The following is a 19,651-nucleotide window of genomic DNA, read 5'->3' as shown; positions in this document are numbered from 1 at the left end:
AGAGGCTTTCTTGCCAAATGTCTCTAGATTTTTATTTCTTATTATCTATTTTTGTTCAACATAACTTTTGAACTATTCAGGGTCTAATAGTCATTTTTTAAATTAAGATATACTTCAAGTGAAATTTTTTTATCATTGCTGGCTCTTTGTTCGTAATGCAGGCGTATTATACAAATTTCCCAAAATAAAGCTACACATTAAATTTTAAAAGCCAGATTTAATCTGGCTTTTAATTACGAATTGGTACTAATTTTGCACTATTTGCGTACTCTCTTCTTTGGAAGCATCCTATTACGAATACCACCTACTGCTTTGATTTCAGTGCAGAATGTGGGTTAAAATTGGGATTTGAACGATAAATTAATAAATATAAGATGCCTCACATTTTACTCGTGGATGATGAAGCACCCCTCCGCGAAAGCCTTACCTACACACTACACAAAGAAGGCTATACAGTAACAACAGCTGCCGATGGGCATAGTGCTATCAAACAGTTTCACAAGCAAGTACCCGATATAATTGTGCTCGATCTGATGCTACCAGAGGTTGGCGGTATGGAAGTTTGTTGGCGAATTAGAGCATTTTCTGATGTTCCTATCATCATGCTCACCGCAAAAGACCAAGATGTTGATAAAGCTTGGGGATTAGAAGCAGGAGCGGATGATTACATCACTAAGCCATTCAAAACCTCTGAACTACTAGCAAGCATAAAAGCAGTTTTGCATAGTCGTTCTAGGGAGCAATCTAAATGATCGGCTGGTTACCTCGGATAAATTACAACTCTATATATGCCAGGTTGTTAGCTACTTACGTATTGCTGACCGCCTTGGGAACTTCCCTCATGGCTGGCTACATTCTTTGGTCATTTCATACCTACTTCATCCGGACACGACAAGCTGATTTGGAGAGCTGGACGACAGCTTTGAGCGAGAGTGTAGCCGATGCTTTAGAAGAACAGGATCTTAAACGGGTAGAATTGCTAGTGAAGCGGTATGGTTCAGCGCAATCAGTGACACTTCGTGTTTTTGATCAACAAGCTCGTCTACTGGCCACTTCCGATCCCAAATTAGACCAACAGGTTAAAGACTGGTATCAAGTTGCTGGAATTCGTGAAGGACTGGAAAAGCATACAGCACAAGGATTCGCCAAAGGAGTTTTATCAAACGAAGACCGCCTCTACATTGTTAAAGCAATTTCGCGTAACGGTCAAATGCTAGGTGTCCTAAGAATGTCCATCACTTTGGAACAGTATCAGCGTCAGTTTGCCAGAGTGATTTGGAGTGTTTTGGGAACACTAGTGCTGGTGATTGTGCTATGCGCGCTGATTAGCGCTCGCCTTGCTCGCAGTCTCTCCAAACCGATTGAAACAATGCGAAACTTTGCAATTCATTTAGGTAGAGGTCATTTTGGTGACAAGCTTGTTATTCACCAAAACAATGAGTTAGATCAATTAGCGGGGGAGCTAAACCGGATGAGTACAAGGCTGGCTTCACTCGATCAAGAACGTCGTGCTTTTTTGGCAAATGTTTCTCATGAACTCCGCACGCCAATTAGCAACGTTCAGGTAACTGTAGAAGCACTCAAAAGTGGAGCCTATGAAGAACCAGAATTATTTGCTCGCTTCTGCCAAACAATCGAAAACGAAATTACACGCTTGTCACAACTAATCCATGATTTGCTGGATCTAGGACGTTTAGAAGCAGGAATTACCCAACTAAAACAGCAAACTTTCTCATTGTGCGATTTGGTCGGACGTGCTGTTAATGCGATAGAACCTAGAATGCAAAGTGTTGGCATATCTGTAAAAATCAATGTAGCTGACTTATCACTACAGGGCGATCCGGATCGGCTATTACAGGTTTTTCTAAATGTGCTAGATAACGCTATTAAGCACTCATTACCTAATTCTCAGGTCTTAATTTCTGGGTACAAAGACGGAAAACAAGCAGTTGTGAAAATACAAGATCAAGGCTCAGGTATCAGCGAGAGCGATTTACCGCGGATTTTTGAACAATTTTATACTACAGACCCCTCCCGTAAAGGTAGTGGTAGCGGTCTAGGGTTAGCGCTAGCTAAACGTATTGTAGAAGCTCATCATGGTAGCATCACAGCTAGTAGCATTTTAGGTCATGGAGCAACTTTTACAATTTGCTTGCCGTTAACAGCACAGTAATATATCAGCAAAAAAAGTATCGGAGCATCTATGTCAAAGTTGAACGAGGTAGTACCAGCAACCTTGGTAAACAAAGGCTGTGAAAGTCTCCAGAATCTTTTTGAACGAATTGAGAATCTTGCCAAGGACTTTGCAACTCGTGCAGCTGCACACGACCGGGAAGGTTCTTTTCCCTTTGAGAACTTTGCGGCTCTGCACGAGGCGGGACTGTTAAGCCTCACCATTCCGCAAGAATTGGGCGGTGAGGGTTTAGGTCTAGCGACTATTTGCCAAGTAATAGAAGCGGTAGCCCGTGGTGATGCCTCAACTGCCTTAGTATTGACGATGCACTATCTTCAACATGCTCATGCTGCTCGCAACCGTCGATGGCATCCAGACATTTACAAGCGGCTGTGCCGTGAATCAGTCGAAGGCATTGCTCTCATCAATGCTGCCCGTGTCGAACCAGAGTTAGGCACACCAGCTAGAGGTGGATTACCAGCCACAATTGCCGATCGCACAGATGATGGTTGGCGGCTAACAGGTCATAAACAGTACACCACAGGCAGCCCTATCCTACGCTACTTCATTGTTTGGGCACAGACAACAGAGGATGAACCCCAAGTTGGGAATTTTCTTGTCCCCCACGACCTTCCTGGTTTGCAAATTGTTGAAACTTGGGATCACTTGGGAATGCGAGCTACAGGTAGCCACGACCTGATATTAGAAAATGTATTAATTCCTCTAGAGTATGCCCTCGATATTCGCCCTGTATCTGCTGCACCATCTGTTGACCCACTGACTGCTACATGGGGTAGTTTGACACTAAGTGCTTTGTACTTGGGAGTTGCCACCAGTGCGCGAAACTGGCTAATAAAATATCTCAATGAGCGTACACCATCTAATCTCGGAGCGCCATTGGCGACTTTACCACGCTTCCAAACTGCTGTAGGTGAAATGGAAGCATTACTTTTCGCTAGCCGGAGACTGATTTATGGTTTAGCGCAAGACATTGATCGGGGTGAGTACGAGCCTACCGTAGGATTACAGGCACAAACTGTTAAATACCTAACTACAACTAACGCTATTCGCGCTGTAGAGATTGGCTTAGAACTTACTGGTAATCCTGGTTTGTTAAGAAAGAATCCTTTAGAAAGACACTACCGGGATGTTTTATGCAGTCGTATTCATACACCGCAAAATGATGTTATCTGCCTGTCTTTAGGCAAATCGGTATTGACAGCAAGTTAGAGATTTTATATTGTGATCGATTTAACGCCTGGCGGTTGGTCTGACCTCAATGTTGGCGGTAATTCCCAATGCGCTATGCTCGATGCTGGTTATGGTGGCATCACCCCATACGCCCGCGGTGATGTGTTCAACGCACTAGCAGGACAACGGCGATCACAATTGACATAGGTATAAATTGATCACAACCCATTACCGATGAGAATGAAAGGGGCCCAATAGTAGGGGTGGTTGAGGTTATTGCTAGCTGTTGTTAGTTGGTTATTCTGGAGGATTGGGTCTAATACTATGCCCCGCTTTTGGTTCAAAGCTTCGTAATTTCCAGTAATTAATGCTATTTGCGCTGCTTGTAGGGCTTCGGCTTTGGTGGTGTTAGGCTTTTGGAGTGCGCTATAGAAAGCATCCATTAAATGTTGCGTCCCCCCATCATCAACAGACCATAAGCTGGCGATCGCGGCTCTGGCCCCTGTTCGTTGTATTTGATAGCCAAATACTGCTAGGATTTTGCAAATCACGACGGTATTTTTCAAATTTCTCAGCCTTCCTCAAATGATGCAAGCGCGATGCATTATTTTGATAATTTTTAACAATATGGGCTGCGATCGCAGTCTCATCTGATTTCTAGAAAAGATTTTAGTTATTCAACCACACAGGCGCAGAGGAGAAGAAAGATTTTGAGCAACAATAATTAATTTTTCGATTGTCATCCAATCCCTAATTCCTAATCCTCAGTCCCCTTCATCCACGCCGCAACTTCCACAAATAGCTAGAAATCAAATTGGTAATAATATGAGCAATAATCGGCACTAACAAGTTGCCAGTGAACAACGCGCTATACCCTAGAATTAGCCCAACGATAGTTGCCCAAATCACGTAAGGCCATTGTTGAGAACCACTTAGATGCAAGACACCAAAACACAAACTTGATACTATGACAGCTACATGATCTGATCCCAAGGCTGGAAGCATTACACCTCGAAATAATAATTCTTCACTCAATCCTGGTAGCAACCCTAGCCAAATTATGTCTGGCAAAGCTAAAGGTTTAAGTACTAATTCCAGGTAATAATCTGCACTTTTGCGATACGGAGGGTAAAAGCGATAAGTTAAGCCACTCAAAAAGGTGATGATTAAACCCAACCCCACCCCAAAAAGCAAATCTCTTTCGTACCAGCGCCAAGAAAATATGGAAAAGTCACCAAAACGCAACCACAGCTTGGCAACTATCCACAAAATGATAGCAGTTGCTCCCATCGCCCCCAGCACTTGGATGCGTGACAGGTATGGAATTTCTGGCTCTTGTTTTTGTTGTTCAACCACGGCTATTTTCGGTGATGGAGAGATGGGGGTAAATATTGACTCTAGACTATTGACTGTAAAGAAGTTAATGTAGGGCGGAGTGCAGATGGATTGATGCCAGCTTTGTGTGCTACCAATACTCCGACTGCTTCTAAATATGAATTTACTTGTATGGGTTTGATCCGTAACGGTTGGGCAGGAACTTGAATTTGAGTTGTGTTTTCCTCAACAGTGATGATTTGGCATCGTCTCTGATTTAAGCTCAGTATGGCGCTGCCACCACAAGCGGTTGCAGGTACGATCGCAGCATCAACTTGATCTACCCAAATATCCCCTTGTAAAGATGTAAGTGATCCTTTCTCTATAATAAATTGTGGGGCGCGACTTAAGCCGACAAGCACACTTGGTAAAAAAGTATAGCCTAATTCTTCCGCGGCAGAACGGGGAGATAAATCGGGATATGGGGGTGCGCTTGCTAAAGCCGGTGAATGGGCGCAAGGTATTTGAAAAGTGCGTACTACCAAATGGCTAATGACGGCTTCTGCACCCGCTAAGGGATCAACGCCTTTACCGTGGCGGTAGTTTTGCACTGCTTCCTCATCCATATCATCGGGGAATCTGGCTACAACTGCGATCGCCTCAGCCCCAGCTTGCTTAATTAATACCTCAGCCGCCCTTAACAAACTATCCGGGTTACCAATTGTCCCCCAACTCGCTCCCGATGGCGATGTTCGTAATTCTATATTTAATGGCGTATCTGTAATTACATAATCTGTCAGAGTTAAGCCTAGAGTTGCTCTTGCTGCATCTGCTGCTTGCAAGTGTCGTAGCCGCAATTCTGGCTCTATACCCCGATCAAGTAGCAAACCTACTTTGTTACTATATACAGGACGTAATCCCCAGCATCCAGCAGCAAATTTGTCAAGTCCATAACCTTCAACGTAGAAGGCATTAGGGATGTTCCAGTATAAACTTGCACCGTTAAGGACGTTGGGGTGAGTAATCAGGCGATCGCAAACCTGTGCTATAACTTTTGCTACTGGTAAGGCATCTCCGGCATAACCCCCAATTGCTGCTCCAACGCCAGTAGGTACAATTAAAATAGCAGTATATGGACGATTCATTTCAAGTGCTGAGTGAGAAGAAGGAAGAAGAGTTTCAAATTAATTCTTGAACTATGAAGTTTCGATTCTTAAGTTACCAGACAGTTGTTTGATTCCTCTAGTACTTCCAACTCTCAGAACTCATAACTCAGGACTCAGCACTAACTTTGGTGACAACAGCTTCCACAGTAGCTTTTTGCTGTTCTGTATCTACAGAGGTAATTGCCCAACGTAAAGGTTCACCCTGTTTTTGCAATTCTGCTGAAATTACTTGCTCTAACTCTGTGGAAGTTTCTTGGAGGTCAATTTCTGCGGTAATAAAATGGGTAGTCATTCTGGCCCTATCCTTTTGATTCGTGCCTTCTAGAATAGCTGATATCAGCTTAAAGGATGAAGTATTAAAATAGAAATTTCTATCAAATTTTCATCCTTTAGCCTTTATTCTTCATTTTTTAATTAGTCTTTACCAAATTGCAATTGATAAACTATTTCTTCCTTTTCCGTTTCCACTTTTACGTCAGAACGGGGATATGCAACACACAGTAAAGCATAACCTTGTTTTTGCAGTTCTAGGCTAACCCCCATACCATCAGTTTGGTCTACAGTTCCCTCAGTAATTTGACCAGCACAGGTAGTGCAAACACCTGCATGACAAGAACTAGGTAACTCTAAACCAGCAGCATCAGCCACAGATAAAATGGTTTCATTTTCAGGAACTTGCAAAGTATGAATTTTACCTTGGTGTTTAATTTCAACGGTGTAAGTCTTGGACATATACTAAAATCGGATGTAACAGACAAATTTATTATTCTATCTGAATTCGTTAACAATATTGCAGATATTAAATAAACTTTTGACTTTTGACTTACCCAACGGGGTTGGCGCGATCGCTTAATATAATCAATAATTTTATAGAATATCGGGGTCAATATTTAATTCGCGCAACTTGGCGGCTAGGCGTTCCGCACGTTGCTTTTCTTCATCCGCACGCTGTTTTTCTTCATCCGCACGCTGCTTTTCTTGTGCTGCTGATTCTTCCGGTGTCGGTACTAACTCCCCTTGTGCCGTAAAATAGCGTAATTGATTGTTCTGCACACCCAAATATAAATCTAACTGCTGACTCCATAACCAACCTTGAGGATTTGGTTCTATGGGTTGGTAATTTCCATCTACTAAATGAAACCCGACAAATTCTAAATTATCCGGGTCGAACCAAAAATATTCTGGTGTGCGAAATATATCTTGGTAAATTTGTTTTTTTAAGCCTTTATCTGTGGCTTTTATGGAAGATGAAAGTAACTCGACAATGATATTGGGATATTTACCGTCTTCTTGCCAGATTACCCAACTTTTGCGCGGTTTTTTTCGCATCCTAGCACGACAAAAAAATCTGGCCCGCGAAACTCTTCTGATTTGAGTTGACGTTGGCTGTAGTAAATTGTCAGATTCCCAGCAGCATAAAAGTCATTGCGGTTTTGCCACCACAATTCTAAACATTGTAATAACAGAATAATCTGGCGTAGATGTAAATCGCTTTCCAATGGTGGTTCGTCACTTTCGATATCTCCTGGTGGAAATATTATATCTGCTGTTGGTTCTAATTCTTGGGCGACTGACATGACTTGATGAAGGCTAGGGGTATGATTGGAACAATTCGCAATTGGCAAGTAATGAGAATAACTGACAAATAGGCTGTTAAGACTTGACTGTTACTGCTAAATGTAATCCCAAAGCATCCAACAAAGAATTTAAATTATAAAATTTAATATCCTCTTTCTCTAAAAGCATTTGCTCAATTTGATGGTAAAGTTGCTGGACTTGTTCAGAAAATTGATTAATTCCCCCCTGTGCTTCTATGACATTTTTCAGTGCTTTACTTAACATTTTTGGGTCGCCTTCTTCTAAAACTACTTCAATATAAGCTGCTGCTTCTAGGGGATTTTGAAGGTCTTGTATCAGTTTTTCGTGATAGCTTGTACTTCTAGGCATCATCTCTACTCCTGTAGTCTTGCCAATATTCTTTAGCTTTATCAATATCTTTATCTTGAGTGCTTTTATCACCACTACACAAAAGAATAATAATTGTTGAACCTTCTTGACCAAAGTATATGCGATAGCCAGAAGCATAATCTATTCTAAGTTCAAAAACCCCATTAACAACTGATTTACAATCACCTAAATTACCCTCTTATACTCGGTCAAGTCTTGCTCTGATTTTAGCTTTTGCTTTTCTATCCCGCAGAGAGTCAAACCACTCAGAAAAAATATCTGTGCCATCAGTCCTTAAATAATTCCTGATCTCCTTTGGTTGAACTTCCATAATAAACTTGAGCGAAAATTGTCATTGTTGATTTAATCTAGCTTTAATAGCTGGATGAACTAATTCATCAGGGACATGATTGCGTTCGATATATTCATTTATTTCTGCTTGATTATCTAAGTAAAAACTCAAAGCATCAAAGACTTGCGCTAAAGTTAAATGAGGTAAATGTAACGGTATTTCTTCTGGTCTAATACCTAAACGCCAATTTTCAACAATTGCTCTCACAGGCGTTCTAGTTCCTTGAATAATCGGTTCACCCGATAAAATTCCCGGCTGTCGAGTGACATAACGAGAGTTTGTTGAAATTGTCATACTGATGAAACTTTTGGCAGTATTTGATGTTAATGTACCACAGTCCTAATTAGAGGTGATGCGATCGCACTCTCGATTGATCAATTCGGTGTGCGATCGCATTTTAAAAGTAACATCCTGAGACTGCTGTGATTTTGCTTGTGTTGGGGAATTTCACCAGAGTTCTATAATAATCACAAAGAAATTACTTAAATTTGCTTAATTATCATTATGCGTGTAGGCATAGCCCGCCGTAGGCATCGCGTTTCCTTAGAGACTGTATCTCTAAGTCTGCCTTTTGGCATTGGTTCCATGTCTTGGAAAGTTGACACCATACAAAAGAAGGCGGCTTGGTCGCTTTATGTGGAATTGGTGACGCGCATTGCTGTACAACCTTTGGAAGTTGACCAGGGTTTAGTACGGGAAGCTATGAACTCTCTTTATAGTTTATTTGGTACAACCCGCGAAGTTCTCAAAGCCGCCGGGCCGGATGTGGGTGCTTCTCGTGATTCTGTAGGGGGAATTGCGATCACAGTGTTGAATAATGGGTTAAGGCCGTTTTTGGCTAAATGGCATCCCTTGTTGCAAGCGTGGGAAGCAAGGCGACCTGTGGGGGATAATGCACAAGGCATAAAGCTTAAATTGATATTTTTCCTGTGCCTTCTTGATGGCATACAGAAAGACTTCGTCTAAGCGCGTTAGGCGAAATTCGCGGTTATTGCAGCGAGTCGTGATGTGATAGCAAAAGCCAGGTTGTAAATTGCGTTTTGGGCGAGACATGAAAAAAATCGTTAAAATACCACGCTTGCTATAATGCACTCACCAACAAACTTTAGTCATCAATGTTATAAGGTTGACTCTTAAAGTTACAACATTAAGCCTTAGAGCTAGAACATTAAGCCTTAGAGCTAGAACATAAAGCCTTAAGGTTACAACATTAAGCCTTAGAGCTAGAACATAAAGCCTTAAGGTTACAACATTAAGGCTTAAAGTTAAAACAACATGGAATACAAACCATTTGTAGAGGCACAGCTATGCTCATTAATGTCAACTTAACGTAAAAACCATGTCCCACAAGGAACTTCAGTTCCAGGCGGGTGAGTCAACTAACAGTTAAGCTACTTTTGCTTATTTGGACACCAATGAGCAATGCTTGGCTAAAAATCAACCTTTGATAATTAAATTCCGAGAAATCACGGGCATAAATAAAAATTCTTACTAAAAAAATGCGCTTTTTGCTGAACCAGAATCCAGGTTAATTGAGACAAAATAGCTCTGTAAATCTCTTAAAAGTGCCAAATTATGCCTCGAAGAAAACGTAGTTCCCGGATTCTAGAAAAAGCTGAGTTTAGAGTTGCTGGACTAAAAGCTATTGATCCAAATATCAATTTTGATGATACTTGCAACTTACAAAACCTAACTCAATTAATAGATAAGTTTCACAATATGCTTGATGATTATAACGCTGCTATAGCTATGATTGACTCTTCTAGAAAAAAGCTGGATGAGATGGAAAAAACCTTAAGTCAGGTTTCAGACAAAATGCTGGTGGGGGTTGGTTTCAAGTACGGCAAAAACAGCAATGAATATGAACTTGCAGGTGGCGTTCGAGACAGCGAACGTATCCGTAAAAGCAGATTGACACGCTTGAAATCTAACACAGATAAAACATCAGATGAAAATGCAATAACCGCCTAGTACCGCAAGGCGGAAGTCAAAAGTCAAAAGTCAAAAGGAATATAGCGTAAGAGTTTTGTTGATTTGGAATGGGTGGTTTATTTACGCCGTGCTGTACTAGTACCGTTGCGCGAGAGTTTAAGCGAGTAAAGTAAACCCTTAAAACTTGAGTAACCCTACCTTTTACGTTATCAGCAACAGATGGGTAGGGCACGGCATCCACAATCTTTTTGTATATAATTTTATCTGACTGGTGCTGTGTTCCTAATTTTTGATAGTTAATATATTAAACTTTAACTAATTAGTTTCATCGGAAACAACAATTATCTTTTAATAATAGCAATTGCCGGAATTAAAATATCTCAGTTTGAATAAGTAATTAAACTATAATTTTAGTATAATGAAAGATTACTAATAACCGATTACCAGTAAGGTTTTCAGCTATAAAATAAGGTAAACTTTTATAGCCAAGTCTGTCCTAAAAATATTTCATAATTAAGGGGAGAACATCCCAATGGAGAACACAAAAATGTTAGAACAATACCGTCAGCATGTTGTAGAACGCGCCCAACTCGGTATTCCTCCCCTACCATTGGATGCAAAGCAAACATCAGAATTATGTGAATTGCTAAAAAATCCGCCACCAGGGGAAGAAGATACATTATTGCATTTATTGCGCGATCGCGTTCCCCCTGGTGTTGATGCCGCAGCTTACGTTAAAGCCGGGTTTCTGACTGCGATCGCTAAAAAGGAAGTCGTTAGCCCTTTGATTTCGCGCATAGAAGCGGTGCAATTGTTAGGGACGATGATAGGTGGTTACAATGTGCAATCTTTAATCGATTTGTTGCAATTTCCCACTGTATCCGTCTCAGACTCATCTGAAACACCTCTAGTGATGGGCGCACAAGGAAAGGAACCCATCGCTGCATACGCCGCCAACGCCTTAAGTAAAATCCTCTTGGTGTATGACGCTTACCACGATGTTTTAGAGTTGTCTAAAACCAATCCTTTCGCCAAGCGGGTGATTGACTCTTGGGCTGAAGCTGAGTGGTTCACTGTTCGCCCAAAACTGCCAGAATTTATCACTGTCACAGTGTTTAAAGTTCCTGGTGAAACTAACACTGATGACTTATCTCCCGCACAAAGTGCTACCACTCGCCCGGATATTCCCTTACACGCCTTAGCAATGCTAGAGACACGCCAACCGGGAAGTTTAGCAACTATTGCTGAATTAAAGAAAAAAGGGCATCCTGTCGCCTACGTTGGGGATGTAGTTGGTACAGGTTCTTCTCGTAAATCTGCTATTAACTCCGTATTGTGGCACATGGGAAATGATATTCCCTTTGTACCCAACAAGCGAGCTGGGGGATATATTTTAGGTGGTGCGATCGCGCCTATCTTCTTTAACACTGCTGAAGATGCCGGTGCTTTGCCTATTCAGTGTGATGTCACCCAACTAGAAACAGGTATGGTGATTACCATACATCCCTACAAAGGCGAAATCACCAACGAAGCAGGCGAAGTTATTTCTACTGTCACTCTCAAACCCGACACCATTTTTGATGAAGTCCGTGCAGGTGGACGCATCCCTCTACTTATCGGGCGTACCCTCACCGACAAAACCCGCCAAGCACTCGGTTTAGAACCTAGCACCTTATTTATCCGTCCCCAGCCACCCAGTGATACAGGTAAAGGCTACACCTTGGCACAGAAAATGGTAGGGAAAGCTTGCGGTTTACCCGGTGTGCGTCCAGGTACGTCCTGCGAACCGATCATGACTACCGTTGGTTCTCAAGATACCACAGGCCCCATGACCCGCGACGAGTTAAAAGAACTCGCCTGTCTTGGTTTCAGCGCTGATTTGGTGATGCAGAGTTTCTGTCACACAGCTGCTTATCCCAAACCAGTTGATATCAAAACCCATCACGACTTACCAGACTTTTTTGCCCAACGTGGTGGTGTTGCCCTACGTCCTGGTGATGGTATCATCCACTCTTGGCTAAACCGGATGCTACTACCCGACACCGTCGGAACTGGCGGCGACTCTCACACCCGCTTCCCATTAGGTATTTCCTTCCCCGCAGGTTCCGGGTTAGTAGCCTTTGCCGCAGCTTTAGGTGTCATGCCTTTAGATATGCCAGAGTCAGTTTTGGTAAGATTCAAAGGAGAATTGCAACCAGGTATTACCCTCAGAGATGTTGTTAACGCTATTCCCTACGTCGCAATTCAAAAAGGATTGCTAACAGTAGAAAAAGAGAACAAGAAAAACATCTTCTCTGGGCGGATTTTAGAAATGGAAGGCTTGCCAGATTTAAAAGTTGAACAAGCCTTTGAACTCACAGATGCATCAGCAGAACGTTCCTGTGCAGGTTGCACAATTAAACTGAGTACAGAAACAATTGCTGAATATCTGCGTTCCAACATTACGCTATTAAAGAATATGATAGCCAGGGGCTATCACGATGAGCGTACTATCCTCCGCCGCATCGCCAAAATGGAAGAATGGTTAGCCAATCCCGTATTACTTGAAGCTGATGCAGATGCAGAGTATGCCGAAATAATTGAAATTGATTTGAACGAAATCAAAGAACCAATTGTTGCTGCTCCCAATGACCCCGATAATGTCAAATTATTATCGGAAGTTGCTAATGATCCCGTGCAAGAAGTATTTGTTGGTTCTTGTATGACAAATATTGGTCATTATCGCGCAACAGCAAAAGTTTTGGAAGGCGCAGGTGAAGTCAAAACACGCCTGTGGATAGCACCCCCCACCCGCATGGACGAATACCAACTTAAAGAAGAAGGTGTATATAGCGTTTTTGGCGCTGCTGGTGCGAGAACAGAAATGCCAGGATGCAGTTTGTGCATGGGTAACCAAGCGCGAGTTGCTGATGGCACAACTGTATTTTCTACCTCTACCCGCAACTTTAATAACCGCATGGGTAAAGGTGCGCGAGTTTATCTCGGTTCCGCAGAATTAGCCGCAGTTTGTGCCTTGCTAGGACGCATTCCCACAGTGCAGGAATACCTGGATATTGTGGCGAATAAAATTCATCCTTTTGCTGATAATTTGTATCGGTATTTGAACTTCGATCAAATCATCGGTTTTGAAGATGAAGGGCGAGTAATTCCATTAGAACAAATGCCCAGGATTGAGGATATTTTGGGTATGCCTACAGCAGCAAGGTAGGTAATAGTAGGGTGGGCAATGCCCACCTGAAGTTTTATTTGTTTAAATTTTCAAGTAACGTAGGGTTAGCCTTGCCCACCTTTTCAAGTTTTTGTTTTTAATGTATAAAATTTGTCAATATATTTAATTCTAGAAAAGAAGTAAATAATCTTAGCTATTAATATAGCAACACAATCTATCTATATTAATATTTTCTCTTATACGTAATTTGTTTAAGTATTAATTTGACATCCTTTGTAAGGATAGCTACAGTAGTATGGTAGTATCAGGTGACTATTATGCCATTTACTGTTCAAGATTTAATTAAAGATAAACAAAAACCTGTCACTGTGTATAGTAATGATTCTGTACAGAAAGCTGTAGATCTGATGATCGAGTATGACTTTAGTCAAATTCCGGTAGTTGATAATCAAGATAAACTTTTAGGAATAGTTACAAGTGACTCTATTCTCCGAGCTTTGAAAAATCTTAATGTTACTCTAAGTGACTTAACAGTTAATCCTCATGCTATGAGTAAAATGTCTAAAAAACACTTATTCACAGCTAATGAAGAATTATTTGCGTTACTCGATACTTTAAAAGATACTTATGCAGTAATTATAGTAGATGTTGAAGGTAAAGTTACAGGCATTGTTACTAGTTATGATACTACAGATTATTTCCGTCGTCGTGCTGAAGATACAATGCTTGTAGAAGATATTGAAAGTATGATCAAAGATTATGTACGTGCTGCTTTTAACCAAGCTCCTGGGGAAGATGATACACAAGAGTTAAAAGAAGTAATCAAAGAATGTTTAGGATCTAGACAGGAAAATATAGGACGTTTCCGAAATGGAGTGAATTCCTATCTTAAAATATCTAATAATAATCAGTCTGAATTAAACCAACAATTTTTAGAAGAAGCTTTTTCAAAATCTTTTGAAAATAAACAATCAGGAATCAAATCTTTTGATGAATTAACCCTTTTTGAATACAGTCAGCTTTTTTTAAATAATAAATCTTGGTCTCACTATGGAACTATATTGGGTGATAAAAAAGCTATGTCTGGCTTACTGGATAATGTAAGAAAAACTCGTAATCGCTTGGCACATTTTCGAGATGAGATATCTGCAACACAGCGCGATCAACTGAGGTATTGTTCAGATTTATTAGAACGGTGTCAATCGGTTATTGTAAAATCTGAGCAAGTTAAATTTAGTGAATTTATAGAAGATACGTTAATCCATTCTGAACAATTACCAAATGATAAATCAACTGTATTAGTATCCAGTACAGAAGATATTATTCTTGAGGCAGAAGAAATAACTCCCGAAGAAATAACTCCTGAAGAAAGTCCATTAGCCCTCTTGGCATTATATTTACAGAATCAGCCTGTTACTAGAGATAAATTAATGCTCAAATTTAAAGATATAGAAAATACTATAAAAAGTGAGTTACCTACTGTTGCACGTAGACATCGTTCATGGTGGGCAAATGATTCAGTTAACCATCCTCAATCCCAACAATGGCTAAATATAGGATGGTGCGTATCTACCGTAGATATAAGTGCCGAAGAAGTAACTTTTTCTAGAATAAAAAAACAGCAGAAAGCTTATATTGACTTTTTTAGCGCTCTGATAGCGAAACTAGAAGAGTCTGCTAAATTTTCATTAAAACCACCTCAGTCTCAAGATGGGCGGCATTTTGTTTCTATTGCTGGGATACCCGAAGGTGGAGCATACTCGGCAACTTTAGCATTTGCATTTACTAGATCTAATCAATTGAGAGTAGAACTGTACATTGCTAAAAATGATCAACAAGAAAATAAACGTATATTTGATAGCCTTCATAAACGTAAAAACGAAATAGAAGCTGAGTTAGGAGAAAATTTAAGTTGGGAATCACATGAATATCGTCGTGAGTCACGTATTGCATTATACCATCATGGTTCTATTAATGATTCTGAGGAAAAACTTGCTAATCTCCAAAAATGGGCAGTAAATGCAATGATAAGGTTTCAAAAGGTGATGAATGAAAAAGTAAGTGAAGTTTTATATGAATATACGAATAAGCCTCAAATCTAAAAGGAGTAGAAATAGGTTTCTGGCTATCCATGACTCAGATGATTATCTTCATATTTTAGCGGCTTCTGAAGCAGGCAAAGTAATAAAAATTTCAACCTGCGGCATTTCAAAAAGCTGATTATTGTATTGATAATTATTTAGCGATCGCACCCTCACCCCAAAAAATGTGATCGCTATTCCTTTAAATCACCGCTTCATGACGCTGGCAATCAAACACTACAACAAAGCGAGCGTCCGGTATGAGTTGACGCAACCGTTGCAAATGACCCTCAGCATCAGACCGACTGCGAAATCTAGCAACCGTTACCTGTTGCATATCGGGAAGTAGACGGGTAATAGCCCAAGGATTCAAGCGTTATTTGTAAGCGATCGCGAGAAAATTTTGTATTCGTTCTTTTTATGATCACGCGATCGCACCCTTCATTCCCTAAGCGCGATCGCCTCTCTTAATTTTGCTAGTATCAAGAATGGTTAGATGAACTACTATTAAACGCGTATGTTTAAATTAATTTAAATCAAAAGGGAAAATTATCTGCAGTATCAAATAGAATTTAAGCCAAAAGCTCTTAAAGATTTAGCGCAACTTTCTGGCGATATTAGAGAACGGCTCATTCCTAAAATTGAAGCGATGCAAGATAATTTGCAAGGCGATGTTAAACATTTAACTAACTTTACTCCAGAATACCGATTACGAATTGGTGATTATCGAGTTTTGTTTGAAATTGAAGAACAAACTATAATGATTTATAGGGTGAAACATCGCAGTAAAGCTTATGAGTAAAAGGATAGGCTCAAAATGATTAAATTACATCCTGAATTTATCTCAAAAAATGGGCAAAAGGAATTTGCTGTTCTGCCCTACGAAGAATTTTTGCAAATTCAAGAACTGTTAGAAGATTTAGAAGATTTGAGAGATTTACGAGAAGCCAAACAAGAAGAAAAAGACAGTCCTTCTGTACCTTTAGATGAGGTAAAAAAGATGTTAATCTCTTGAGGATGGAGGGAGAGTCTAGATATGGGCCAGGAGAGATGTCTCCTGCTTATGTTTTGCGGATTTTTCGGTAGTTTGGTTTTAGTGATGAAGAAATTGAATATTTGTTAAAATAAACAATATCCGCGATCGCGTCTTGTTTTTTCAGTAGCTTAACTAGTTCGCAACTAGGACTGCTCCTCATCCTTTTCTAAATCATCCCAGAACAGCCTGACAAACTCCTCAGCCGCAGCAGGCTCAATTTCTTGAAGTGCCTTGCGAATTTTCACCACCGTATCACCTGGTGGATCTGCAATTTCATTTACCCAGCCAAAAACACTAGAACGATTGACTCCCATCACTACAGCCAATCGATTTTGAGTAATGCCATAAATTTCTAGTACCCGTTTGAGAGCTTTTCCTGCTTTTCCCATGCCTCCGATTTTGTCAGAGGCTTATAACTAAGTAAATGTTTGTAATTACGAACAAAATGCTAAAGTGATTATGTTCGTGATTCCGAACATAATTTTTAGGTTAACTCTAATGAACAAAAGCTCTCTACCTTCCATGCAACCAGATCCAGATCGAGAACTCGTTAGTTTCCTCATCATTGGTTCGCGGCAGACTGTTACTAATACTATTCACACTCTCTATAAACTGGGTTTTGCTGAGATTAGCGAGTGGAGTCCACTTTTAGCGGCTTCTGAACCAGGCAAAGTGATGAAAATTTTAACTCGCAGCGTTCCAACAAGCTGACCATTGTTTTTGCAATTGTATTGCGATCGCACTCCTTAATTCCCAAGTGCGATCGCCTCCCTTAATTCTCCTACCTTGTTGATATAGTTTAATTAGGGTGCGGCTATTTTAGTTCACCTTCATTAATGATAATGAGGAAAAATTTCTAATGTCTCAATCCAATTTAATTAATAAATCTGAAGTCAGTAAGAGTCGTGAAGAAAGTTTTTTGATAGAACTGTTAAGTGAAATCCAAGAAACACCTCAAGAATATTGGTCGAACTTGCTGGAAATTATCAGAGTTTTTCGTAAAAGTGTAACTATTAAACCGGAATTGTTAACCAATTCTCCAGAAGAGTTAGATAAACACGAACAAAAAATTTTACATCACCAACATCAAGCACTTAAAAAATTAACAAAACAATGGTTAGAAGAAGGAGATGGACATGAACAAACAGAAACTTGGGAATATTTAAATCAAGCAATTGATGACAATGCCTTGTAAAATTGGCATTAGCGTTTATGAGTAAACTGGTTTTCTTAGATACGAATATCTTAGGAATGGTAACAAATCCTAAAAATACTAATCCTATTTGTCAGGAATGTAAAGAATGGTTAGATGAACTACCATTAAAAGGGTATCAAATAGTTTTACCTGAAATTGCTGATTATGAAGTAAGGCGAGAACTACTGAGAGCAGGCAAAATATCAGGTATTAAACGGTTAGAGCAACTTAAACAAGCAATTACTTATTTACCTATTACTACTTCTGTAATGCTTCTAGCTGCAAATTTTTGGGCTGAAGTTAGAAATACAGGAAATCCTACTGCTGATCCTAAATCTCTTGATGGTGATGTTATTTTAGCAGCACAAGCGAAAATTGAAGAATTAAAAGGGCATCAAGTTACTATTGCTACTACTAATGTTAAACATTTATCATTATTTGTAGATGCTCGTGAATGGCAAAATATTAATTAAATTTGAAGCGATATTGTGCTGGCTTTTCAGCCTCCAGAGGTGAGACAATACACTGATTTTGCGATCGTTTAGAATAGTAAATAAAAATAAGTATTGTAAAGGCAAATGGAATTTTACACTGTAGTACTTAGGCAAAGCGCTGATTATTGGATTGCTTTGTGTTTAGAAAACGGAATTGTAGGACAGGGAAAGACTCAAGATGATGCCATTAGCAAGTTAAAAGAAGCAATTGAGTCTTTTGAAGTAGTTTATGAAACTGAAACTAATATCTATAAATCTCCAATTTCTATAGAAGAACTACATGAATTTTTGCTAATAGAAGAACAACAGCAAGATTCCGAAATATATGAATTAAGAAAGGTTTATGCCTAAAAATATACCTTCCCTGAAACCAAAAGAGCTAATTAAGCTTTTAGAAAAAGGGGGCTGTACATTTTATCGAGAAGGCAAAGGCGATCACTGCTTATATACTCGTGAAGTTGATGGACAACGTAGAGTCGTTCCTATAGATATGGGTGCAGGAGAAATGTCTCCTAGTTATGTTTTGCGGATTTTTCGGCAGTTTGGTTTTAGTGATGAAGAAATTGAATTTTTATTAAAGTAAACAAGATAATTATCTGATGTGCGATCGCCTTTGGCACTGCGCTCCGCGCAATCGCCTTAAACTGAAGATGTAAGATTTTAGAAAAATACAATGGAAGCTGATAGATATCCATTTGCTCAAGAACTGATCACTGACACAGAAGGTAATATCCGTAAAGTGATCATAGACTTCAATGATTATAAACGTCTCTTAGAGGCTATTGAGGACGAAGGACTAATTATTGCTATGAAGGAAGTACAAAATGAAATGCCGCTTAACCTTGATGAAGCACTAGCAGAACTAGAGAAAGAGTGAACACGCAATATCTACCTAGTTTTTTGAAAGATATCAAAGCTCTTCAAAGCTCTTAAAAGTACGCCTTACTATGAATCTATTAGGGCTTTGACTTTTGAAGAAATACCAAAAATTCAAAGTTTTGCAGAAATTACCAACTTAAAAAAGCTCAAGGGATACGAAAACGCATATCGAATTCGGATAGGTGATTATCGTATCGGCATTATCTTCGACGGTGAAACAGTTATGTTTCAACGGGTGCTACACCGTAAAGATATTTATCTCTATTTTCATAGGTTGCGTAGACGTAAAGCGGCGAATCAAGAGACATCGCACCTTTAATTTCACAATAAATCTTTATAGACGGGAAGAAGCCTAAGATTCGGCTTCCTCCGTCTAGAACTTAATAGGCGATTGTTCATTAAATATCGCCTTTTAAAAAATTTACATTACAGCTTCATCGCGTTGATAATCAACAATAATCTCAAAAGAAGTATTAGGAATTACTTGGCGTAAGTGTCGTAAATATCCGTCTGCATCAGAACGACTGCGGAATCGAGCAACAATCACAGGTTCCGTATTGGGAACTACACGAGTAATTGCCCAAGTATTAAGACGTTTCCTGTAAGCTTTCGCCTGATTTTCTGTGCTGGAATCTATGTAATCGGTATTTTGTGGCATGATCTAGATAATCCGTGAGGAGTTTAATAAAGGGCGTTAGCAAGTCTTTTGGCGGGGATGCACT

Annotated in this window: 26 protein-coding genes and 4 pseudogenes; 18 read left to right on the top strand and 12 right to left on the bottom strand. The window is 39.9% G+C overall.

Annotation, left to right across the window (positions count from 1 at the left end):
- The first annotated feature begins 374 nt into the window (after positions 1–374).
- From AC5JL8_RS10290 to AC5JL8_RS10275, 4 genes are read left to right on the top strand one after another with little or no spacing between them, the layout of a single operon-like run.
- Entirely contained in the window at positions 375–752 is a 378-nt protein-coding gene (locus AC5JL8_RS10290; protein WP_495879679.1) for a response regulator transcription factor, read from the top strand.
- Entirely contained in the window at positions 749–2,173 is a 1,425-nt protein-coding gene (locus tag AC5JL8_RS10285) for a sensor histidine kinase (RefSeq protein ID WP_495879678.1), read from the top strand. Before AC5JL8_RS10290 ends, AC5JL8_RS10285 begins: the two co-directional genes overlap by 4 nt.
- 30 nt (positions 2,174–2,203) lie before the next feature.
- Complete coding sequence (locus AC5JL8_RS10280) at positions 2,204–3,403, top strand: acyl-CoA dehydrogenase family protein (RefSeq protein WP_495879677.1); 1,200 nt, start codon at positions 2,204–2,206, stop codon at positions 3,401–3,403.
- Positions 3,404–3,415: 12 nt separating this feature from the next.
- On the top strand, positions 3,416–3,571 hold the full coding sequence (locus tag AC5JL8_RS10275; protein WP_495879676.1) for a hypothetical protein: 156 nt from the start codon (positions 3,416–3,418) through the stop codon (positions 3,569–3,571).
- 11 nt (positions 3,572–3,582) lie between these two features.
- On the opposite strand, the pseudogene AC5JL8_RS10270 reads toward AC5JL8_RS10275, so the two are convergent.
- From AC5JL8_RS10270 to AC5JL8_RS10230, 9 genes and pseudogenes are all read right to left on the bottom strand, one after another.
- Positions 3,583–3,891, bottom strand: a pseudogene (locus tag AC5JL8_RS10270) (CHAT domain-containing protein); the annotation flags it as partial.
- A 247-nt stretch (positions 3,892–4,138) separates the two neighbouring features.
- Positions 4,139–4,720, bottom strand: coding sequence for a CPBP family intramembrane glutamic endopeptidase (locus AC5JL8_RS10265; protein WP_495879675.1), 582 nt, complete (start codon positions 4,718–4,720; stop codon positions 4,139–4,141).
- A gap of 41 nt (positions 4,721–4,761) precedes the next feature.
- Positions 4,762–5,823 carry a DUF3326 domain-containing protein gene (locus AC5JL8_RS10260; RefSeq protein ID WP_495879674.1) on the bottom strand — a complete coding sequence of 354 codons (1,062 nt, stop codon included), beginning with the start codon at positions 5,821–5,823 and terminating at the stop codon, positions 4,762–4,764.
- 127 nt (positions 5,824–5,950) lie between these two features.
- Positions 5,951–6,136: a DUF8621 family protein gene (locus AC5JL8_RS10255; protein ID WP_495879673.1), complete on the bottom strand. Its 186-nt coding sequence runs from the start codon at positions 6,134–6,136 to the stop codon at positions 5,951–5,953.
- A gap of 122 nt (positions 6,137–6,258) precedes the next feature.
- Complete coding sequence (locus AC5JL8_RS10250; protein ID WP_495879672.1) at positions 6,259–6,576, bottom strand: 2Fe-2S iron-sulfur cluster-binding protein; 318 nt, start codon at positions 6,574–6,576, stop codon at positions 6,259–6,261.
- Between the two features lie 135 nt (positions 6,577–6,711).
- A pseudogene (locus AC5JL8_RS10245) lies at positions 6,712–7,421 on the bottom strand (Uma2 family endonuclease).
- A gap of 76 nt (positions 7,422–7,497) precedes the next feature.
- Positions 7,498–7,791, bottom strand: coding sequence for a helix-turn-helix domain-containing transcriptional regulator (locus tag AC5JL8_RS10240; RefSeq protein WP_495879693.1), 294 nt, complete (start codon positions 7,789–7,791; stop codon positions 7,498–7,500).
- Positions 7,784–8,122 (bottom strand): annotated as a pseudogene (locus AC5JL8_RS10235) (type II toxin-antitoxin system RelE/ParE family toxin). The gene AC5JL8_RS10240 and the pseudogene AC5JL8_RS10235 overlap by 8 nt, the downstream one beginning before the upstream one ends.
- A 21-nt stretch (positions 8,123–8,143) precedes the next feature.
- Complete coding sequence (locus tag AC5JL8_RS10230) at positions 8,144–8,437, bottom strand: DUF433 domain-containing protein (RefSeq protein ID WP_495879671.1); 294 nt, start codon at positions 8,435–8,437, stop codon at positions 8,144–8,146.
- A gap of 210 nt (positions 8,438–8,647) precedes the next feature.
- Here AC5JL8_RS10230 and AC5JL8_RS10225 point away from each other — a divergent pair, with 210 nt between their 5' ends.
- The 4 genes from AC5JL8_RS10225 (at position 8,648) to AC5JL8_RS10210 (ending at position 15,346) form a co-directional block, all read left to right on the top strand.
- Complete coding sequence (locus AC5JL8_RS10225; protein WP_495879670.1) at positions 8,648–9,109, top strand: hypothetical protein; 462 nt, start codon at positions 8,648–8,650, stop codon at positions 9,107–9,109.
- Between the two features lie 609 nt (positions 9,110–9,718).
- Positions 9,719–10,114: a hypothetical protein gene (locus AC5JL8_RS10220; protein ID WP_495879669.1), complete on the top strand. Its 396-nt coding sequence runs from the start codon at positions 9,719–9,721 to the stop codon at positions 10,112–10,114.
- A 508-nt stretch (positions 10,115–10,622) separates the two neighbouring features.
- The gene (gene acnB / locus AC5JL8_RS10215; RefSeq protein WP_495879668.1) at positions 10,623–13,283 is read left to right on the top strand and encodes a bifunctional aconitate hydratase 2/2-methylisocitrate dehydratase; all 2,661 of its coding nucleotides are present in this window, start codon (positions 10,623–10,625) and stop codon (positions 13,281–13,283) included.
- A 278-nt stretch (positions 13,284–13,561) separates the two neighbouring features.
- Positions 13,562–15,346 (top strand): DUF4268 domain-containing protein, encoded by a 1,785-nt coding sequence (locus AC5JL8_RS10210; RefSeq protein ID WP_495879667.1) that lies wholly within the window; start codon positions 13,562–13,564, stop codon positions 15,344–15,346.
- Positions 15,347–15,527: 181 nt separating this feature from the next.
- On the opposite strand, the gene AC5JL8_RS10205 is transcribed toward AC5JL8_RS10210, so the two are convergent.
- Positions 15,528–15,698, bottom strand: coding sequence for a hypothetical protein (locus tag AC5JL8_RS10205; RefSeq protein WP_495879694.1), 171 nt, complete (start codon positions 15,696–15,698; stop codon positions 15,528–15,530).
- 162 nt (positions 15,699–15,860) lie between these two features.
- On the opposite strand from AC5JL8_RS10205, the gene AC5JL8_RS10200 reads away from it, so the two are divergent.
- On the top strand, positions 15,861–16,127 hold the full coding sequence (locus AC5JL8_RS10200) for a type II toxin-antitoxin system RelE family toxin (RefSeq protein WP_495879692.1): 267 nt from the start codon (positions 15,861–15,863) through the stop codon (positions 16,125–16,127).
- Between the two features lie 15 nt (positions 16,128–16,142).
- Positions 16,143–16,340 carry a type II toxin-antitoxin system Phd/YefM family antitoxin gene (locus AC5JL8_RS10195; RefSeq protein WP_495879666.1) on the top strand — a complete coding sequence of 66 codons (198 nt, stop codon included), beginning with the start codon at positions 16,143–16,145 and terminating at the stop codon, positions 16,338–16,340.
- 164 nt (positions 16,341–16,504) lie between these two features.
- On the opposite strand, the gene AC5JL8_RS10190 is transcribed toward AC5JL8_RS10195, so the two are convergent.
- Positions 16,505–16,750: a helix-turn-helix domain-containing protein gene (locus AC5JL8_RS10190; RefSeq protein WP_495879665.1), complete on the bottom strand. Its 246-nt coding sequence runs from the start codon at positions 16,748–16,750 to the stop codon at positions 16,505–16,507.
- 109 nt (positions 16,751–16,859) lie between these two features.
- Between AC5JL8_RS10190 and AC5JL8_RS10185 the strand changes: the two genes are divergently transcribed.
- The 8 genes and pseudogenes from AC5JL8_RS10185 to AC5JL8_RS10150 all read left to right on the top strand — a co-directional run bounded on the left by AC5JL8_RS10185 (position 16,860) and on the right by AC5JL8_RS10150 (position 19,248).
- Positions 16,860–17,072, top strand: coding sequence for a hypothetical protein (locus AC5JL8_RS10185; RefSeq protein ID WP_495879664.1), 213 nt, complete (start codon positions 16,860–16,862; stop codon positions 17,070–17,072).
- Positions 17,073–17,220: 148 nt separating this feature from the next.
- Positions 17,221–17,556, top strand: coding sequence for a hypothetical protein (locus tag AC5JL8_RS10180; protein WP_495879663.1), 336 nt, complete (start codon positions 17,221–17,223; stop codon positions 17,554–17,556).
- A gap of 17 nt (positions 17,557–17,573) precedes the next feature.
- Entirely contained in the window at positions 17,574–18,029 is a 456-nt protein-coding gene (locus AC5JL8_RS10175) for a type II toxin-antitoxin system VapC family toxin (RefSeq protein ID WP_495879662.1), read from the top strand.
- A gap of 9 nt (positions 18,030–18,038) precedes the next feature.
- A pseudogene (locus AC5JL8_RS10170) lies at positions 18,039–18,101 on the top strand (element excision factor XisI family protein); the annotation flags it as partial.
- Positions 18,102–18,134: 33 nt separating this feature from the next.
- The gene (locus tag AC5JL8_RS10165; RefSeq protein ID WP_495879661.1) at positions 18,135–18,401 is read left to right on the top strand and encodes a type II toxin-antitoxin system HicB family antitoxin; all 267 of its coding nucleotides are present in this window, start codon (positions 18,135–18,137) and stop codon (positions 18,399–18,401) included.
- Positions 18,394–18,633, top strand: a complete 240-nt coding sequence (locus tag AC5JL8_RS10160; RefSeq protein WP_495879660.1) for a type II toxin-antitoxin system HicA family toxin — start codon at positions 18,394–18,396, stop codon at positions 18,631–18,633. Before AC5JL8_RS10165 ends, AC5JL8_RS10160 begins: the two co-directional genes overlap by 8 nt.
- A gap of 90 nt (positions 18,634–18,723) precedes the next feature.
- Complete coding sequence (locus AC5JL8_RS10155) at positions 18,724–18,927, top strand: RelB antitoxin-like protein (RefSeq protein ID WP_495879659.1); 204 nt, start codon at positions 18,724–18,726, stop codon at positions 18,925–18,927.
- Positions 18,928–19,014: 87 nt separating this feature from the next.
- Positions 19,015–19,248: a type II toxin-antitoxin system RelE family toxin gene (locus tag AC5JL8_RS10150; protein ID WP_495879658.1), complete on the top strand. Its 234-nt coding sequence runs from the start codon at positions 19,015–19,017 to the stop codon at positions 19,246–19,248.
- 102 nt (positions 19,249–19,350) lie between these two features.
- Here the strand turns inward: AC5JL8_RS10150 and AC5JL8_RS10145 are convergent, their stop codons facing one another.
- Entirely contained in the window at positions 19,351–19,587 is a 237-nt protein-coding gene (locus AC5JL8_RS10145) for a hypothetical protein (protein ID WP_495879657.1), read from the bottom strand.
- Between the last annotated feature and the right edge of the window lie 64 nt (positions 19,588–19,651).

The sequence above is a fragment of the Mojavia sp. genome, from assembly GCF_059505145.1.
Note: the sequence above shows the minus strand (reverse complement) of the source record. Positions and strands in the feature narration are given on the sequence as shown.

Excerpts from the sequence above, each read along its gene's own strand:
- AC5JL8_RS10290 (WP_495879679.1), top strand. The coding sequence starts at position 375 with ATGCCTCACATTTTACTCGTGGATGATGAAGCACCCCTCCGCGAAAGC.
- AC5JL8_RS10190 (WP_495879665.1), bottom strand. The coding sequence starts at position 16,750 with ATGGGAAAAGCAGGAAAAGCTCTCAAACGGGTACTAGAAATTTATGGC.
- AC5JL8_RS10185 (WP_495879664.1), top strand. The coding sequence starts at position 16,860 with ATGAACAAAAGCTCTCTACCTTCCATGCAACCAGATCCAGATCGAGAA.
- AC5JL8_RS10145 (WP_495879657.1), bottom strand. The coding sequence starts at position 19,587 with ATGCCACAAAATACCGATTACATAGATTCCAGCACAGAAAATCAGGCG.
- AC5JL8_RS10155 (WP_495879659.1), top strand. The coding sequence starts at position 18,724 with ATGGAAGCTGATAGATATCCATTTGCTCAAGAACTGATCACTGACACA.
- AC5JL8_RS10250 (WP_495879672.1), bottom strand. The coding sequence starts at position 6,576 with ATGTCCAAGACTTACACCGTTGAAATTAAACACCAAGGTAAAATTCAT.
- AC5JL8_RS10280 (WP_495879677.1), top strand. The coding sequence starts at position 2,204 with ATGTCAAAGTTGAACGAGGTAGTACCAGCAACCTTGGTAAACAAAGGC.
- AC5JL8_RS10260 (WP_495879674.1), bottom strand. The coding sequence starts at position 5,823 with ATGAATCGTCCATATACTGCTATTTTAATTGTACCTACTGGCGTTGGA.
- acnB (WP_495879668.1), top strand. The coding sequence starts at position 10,623 with ATGTTAGAACAATACCGTCAGCATGTTGTAGAACGCGCCCAACTCGGT.
- AC5JL8_RS10255 (WP_495879673.1), bottom strand. The coding sequence starts at position 6,136 with ATGACTACCCATTTTATTACCGCAGAAATTGACCTCCAAGAAACTTCC.
- AC5JL8_RS10240 (WP_495879693.1), bottom strand. The coding sequence starts at position 7,791 with ATGCCTAGAAGTACAAGCTATCACGAAAAACTGATACAAGACCTTCAA.
- AC5JL8_RS10210 (WP_495879667.1), top strand. The coding sequence starts at position 13,562 with ATGCCATTTACTGTTCAAGATTTAATTAAAGATAAACAAAAACCTGTC.
- AC5JL8_RS10225 (WP_495879670.1), top strand. The coding sequence starts at position 8,648 with ATGCGTGTAGGCATAGCCCGCCGTAGGCATCGCGTTTCCTTAGAGACT.
- AC5JL8_RS10175 (WP_495879662.1), top strand. The coding sequence starts at position 17,574 with ATGAGTAAACTGGTTTTCTTAGATACGAATATCTTAGGAATGGTAACA.
- AC5JL8_RS10220 (WP_495879669.1), top strand. The coding sequence starts at position 9,719 with ATGCCTCGAAGAAAACGTAGTTCCCGGATTCTAGAAAAAGCTGAGTTT.
- AC5JL8_RS10195 (WP_495879666.1), top strand. The coding sequence starts at position 16,143 with ATGATTAAATTACATCCTGAATTTATCTCAAAAAATGGGCAAAAGGAA.
- AC5JL8_RS10160 (WP_495879660.1), top strand. The coding sequence starts at position 18,394 with ATGCCTAAAAATATACCTTCCCTGAAACCAAAAGAGCTAATTAAGCTT.
- AC5JL8_RS10230 (WP_495879671.1), bottom strand. The coding sequence starts at position 8,437 with ATGACAATTTCAACAAACTCTCGTTATGTCACTCGACAGCCGGGAATT.
- AC5JL8_RS10165 (WP_495879661.1), top strand. The coding sequence starts at position 18,135 with ATGGAATTTTACACTGTAGTACTTAGGCAAAGCGCTGATTATTGGATT.
- AC5JL8_RS10285 (WP_495879678.1), top strand. The coding sequence starts at position 749 with ATGATCGGCTGGTTACCTCGGATAAATTACAACTCTATATATGCCAGG.
- AC5JL8_RS10180 (WP_495879663.1), top strand. The coding sequence starts at position 17,221 with ATGTCTCAATCCAATTTAATTAATAAATCTGAAGTCAGTAAGAGTCGT.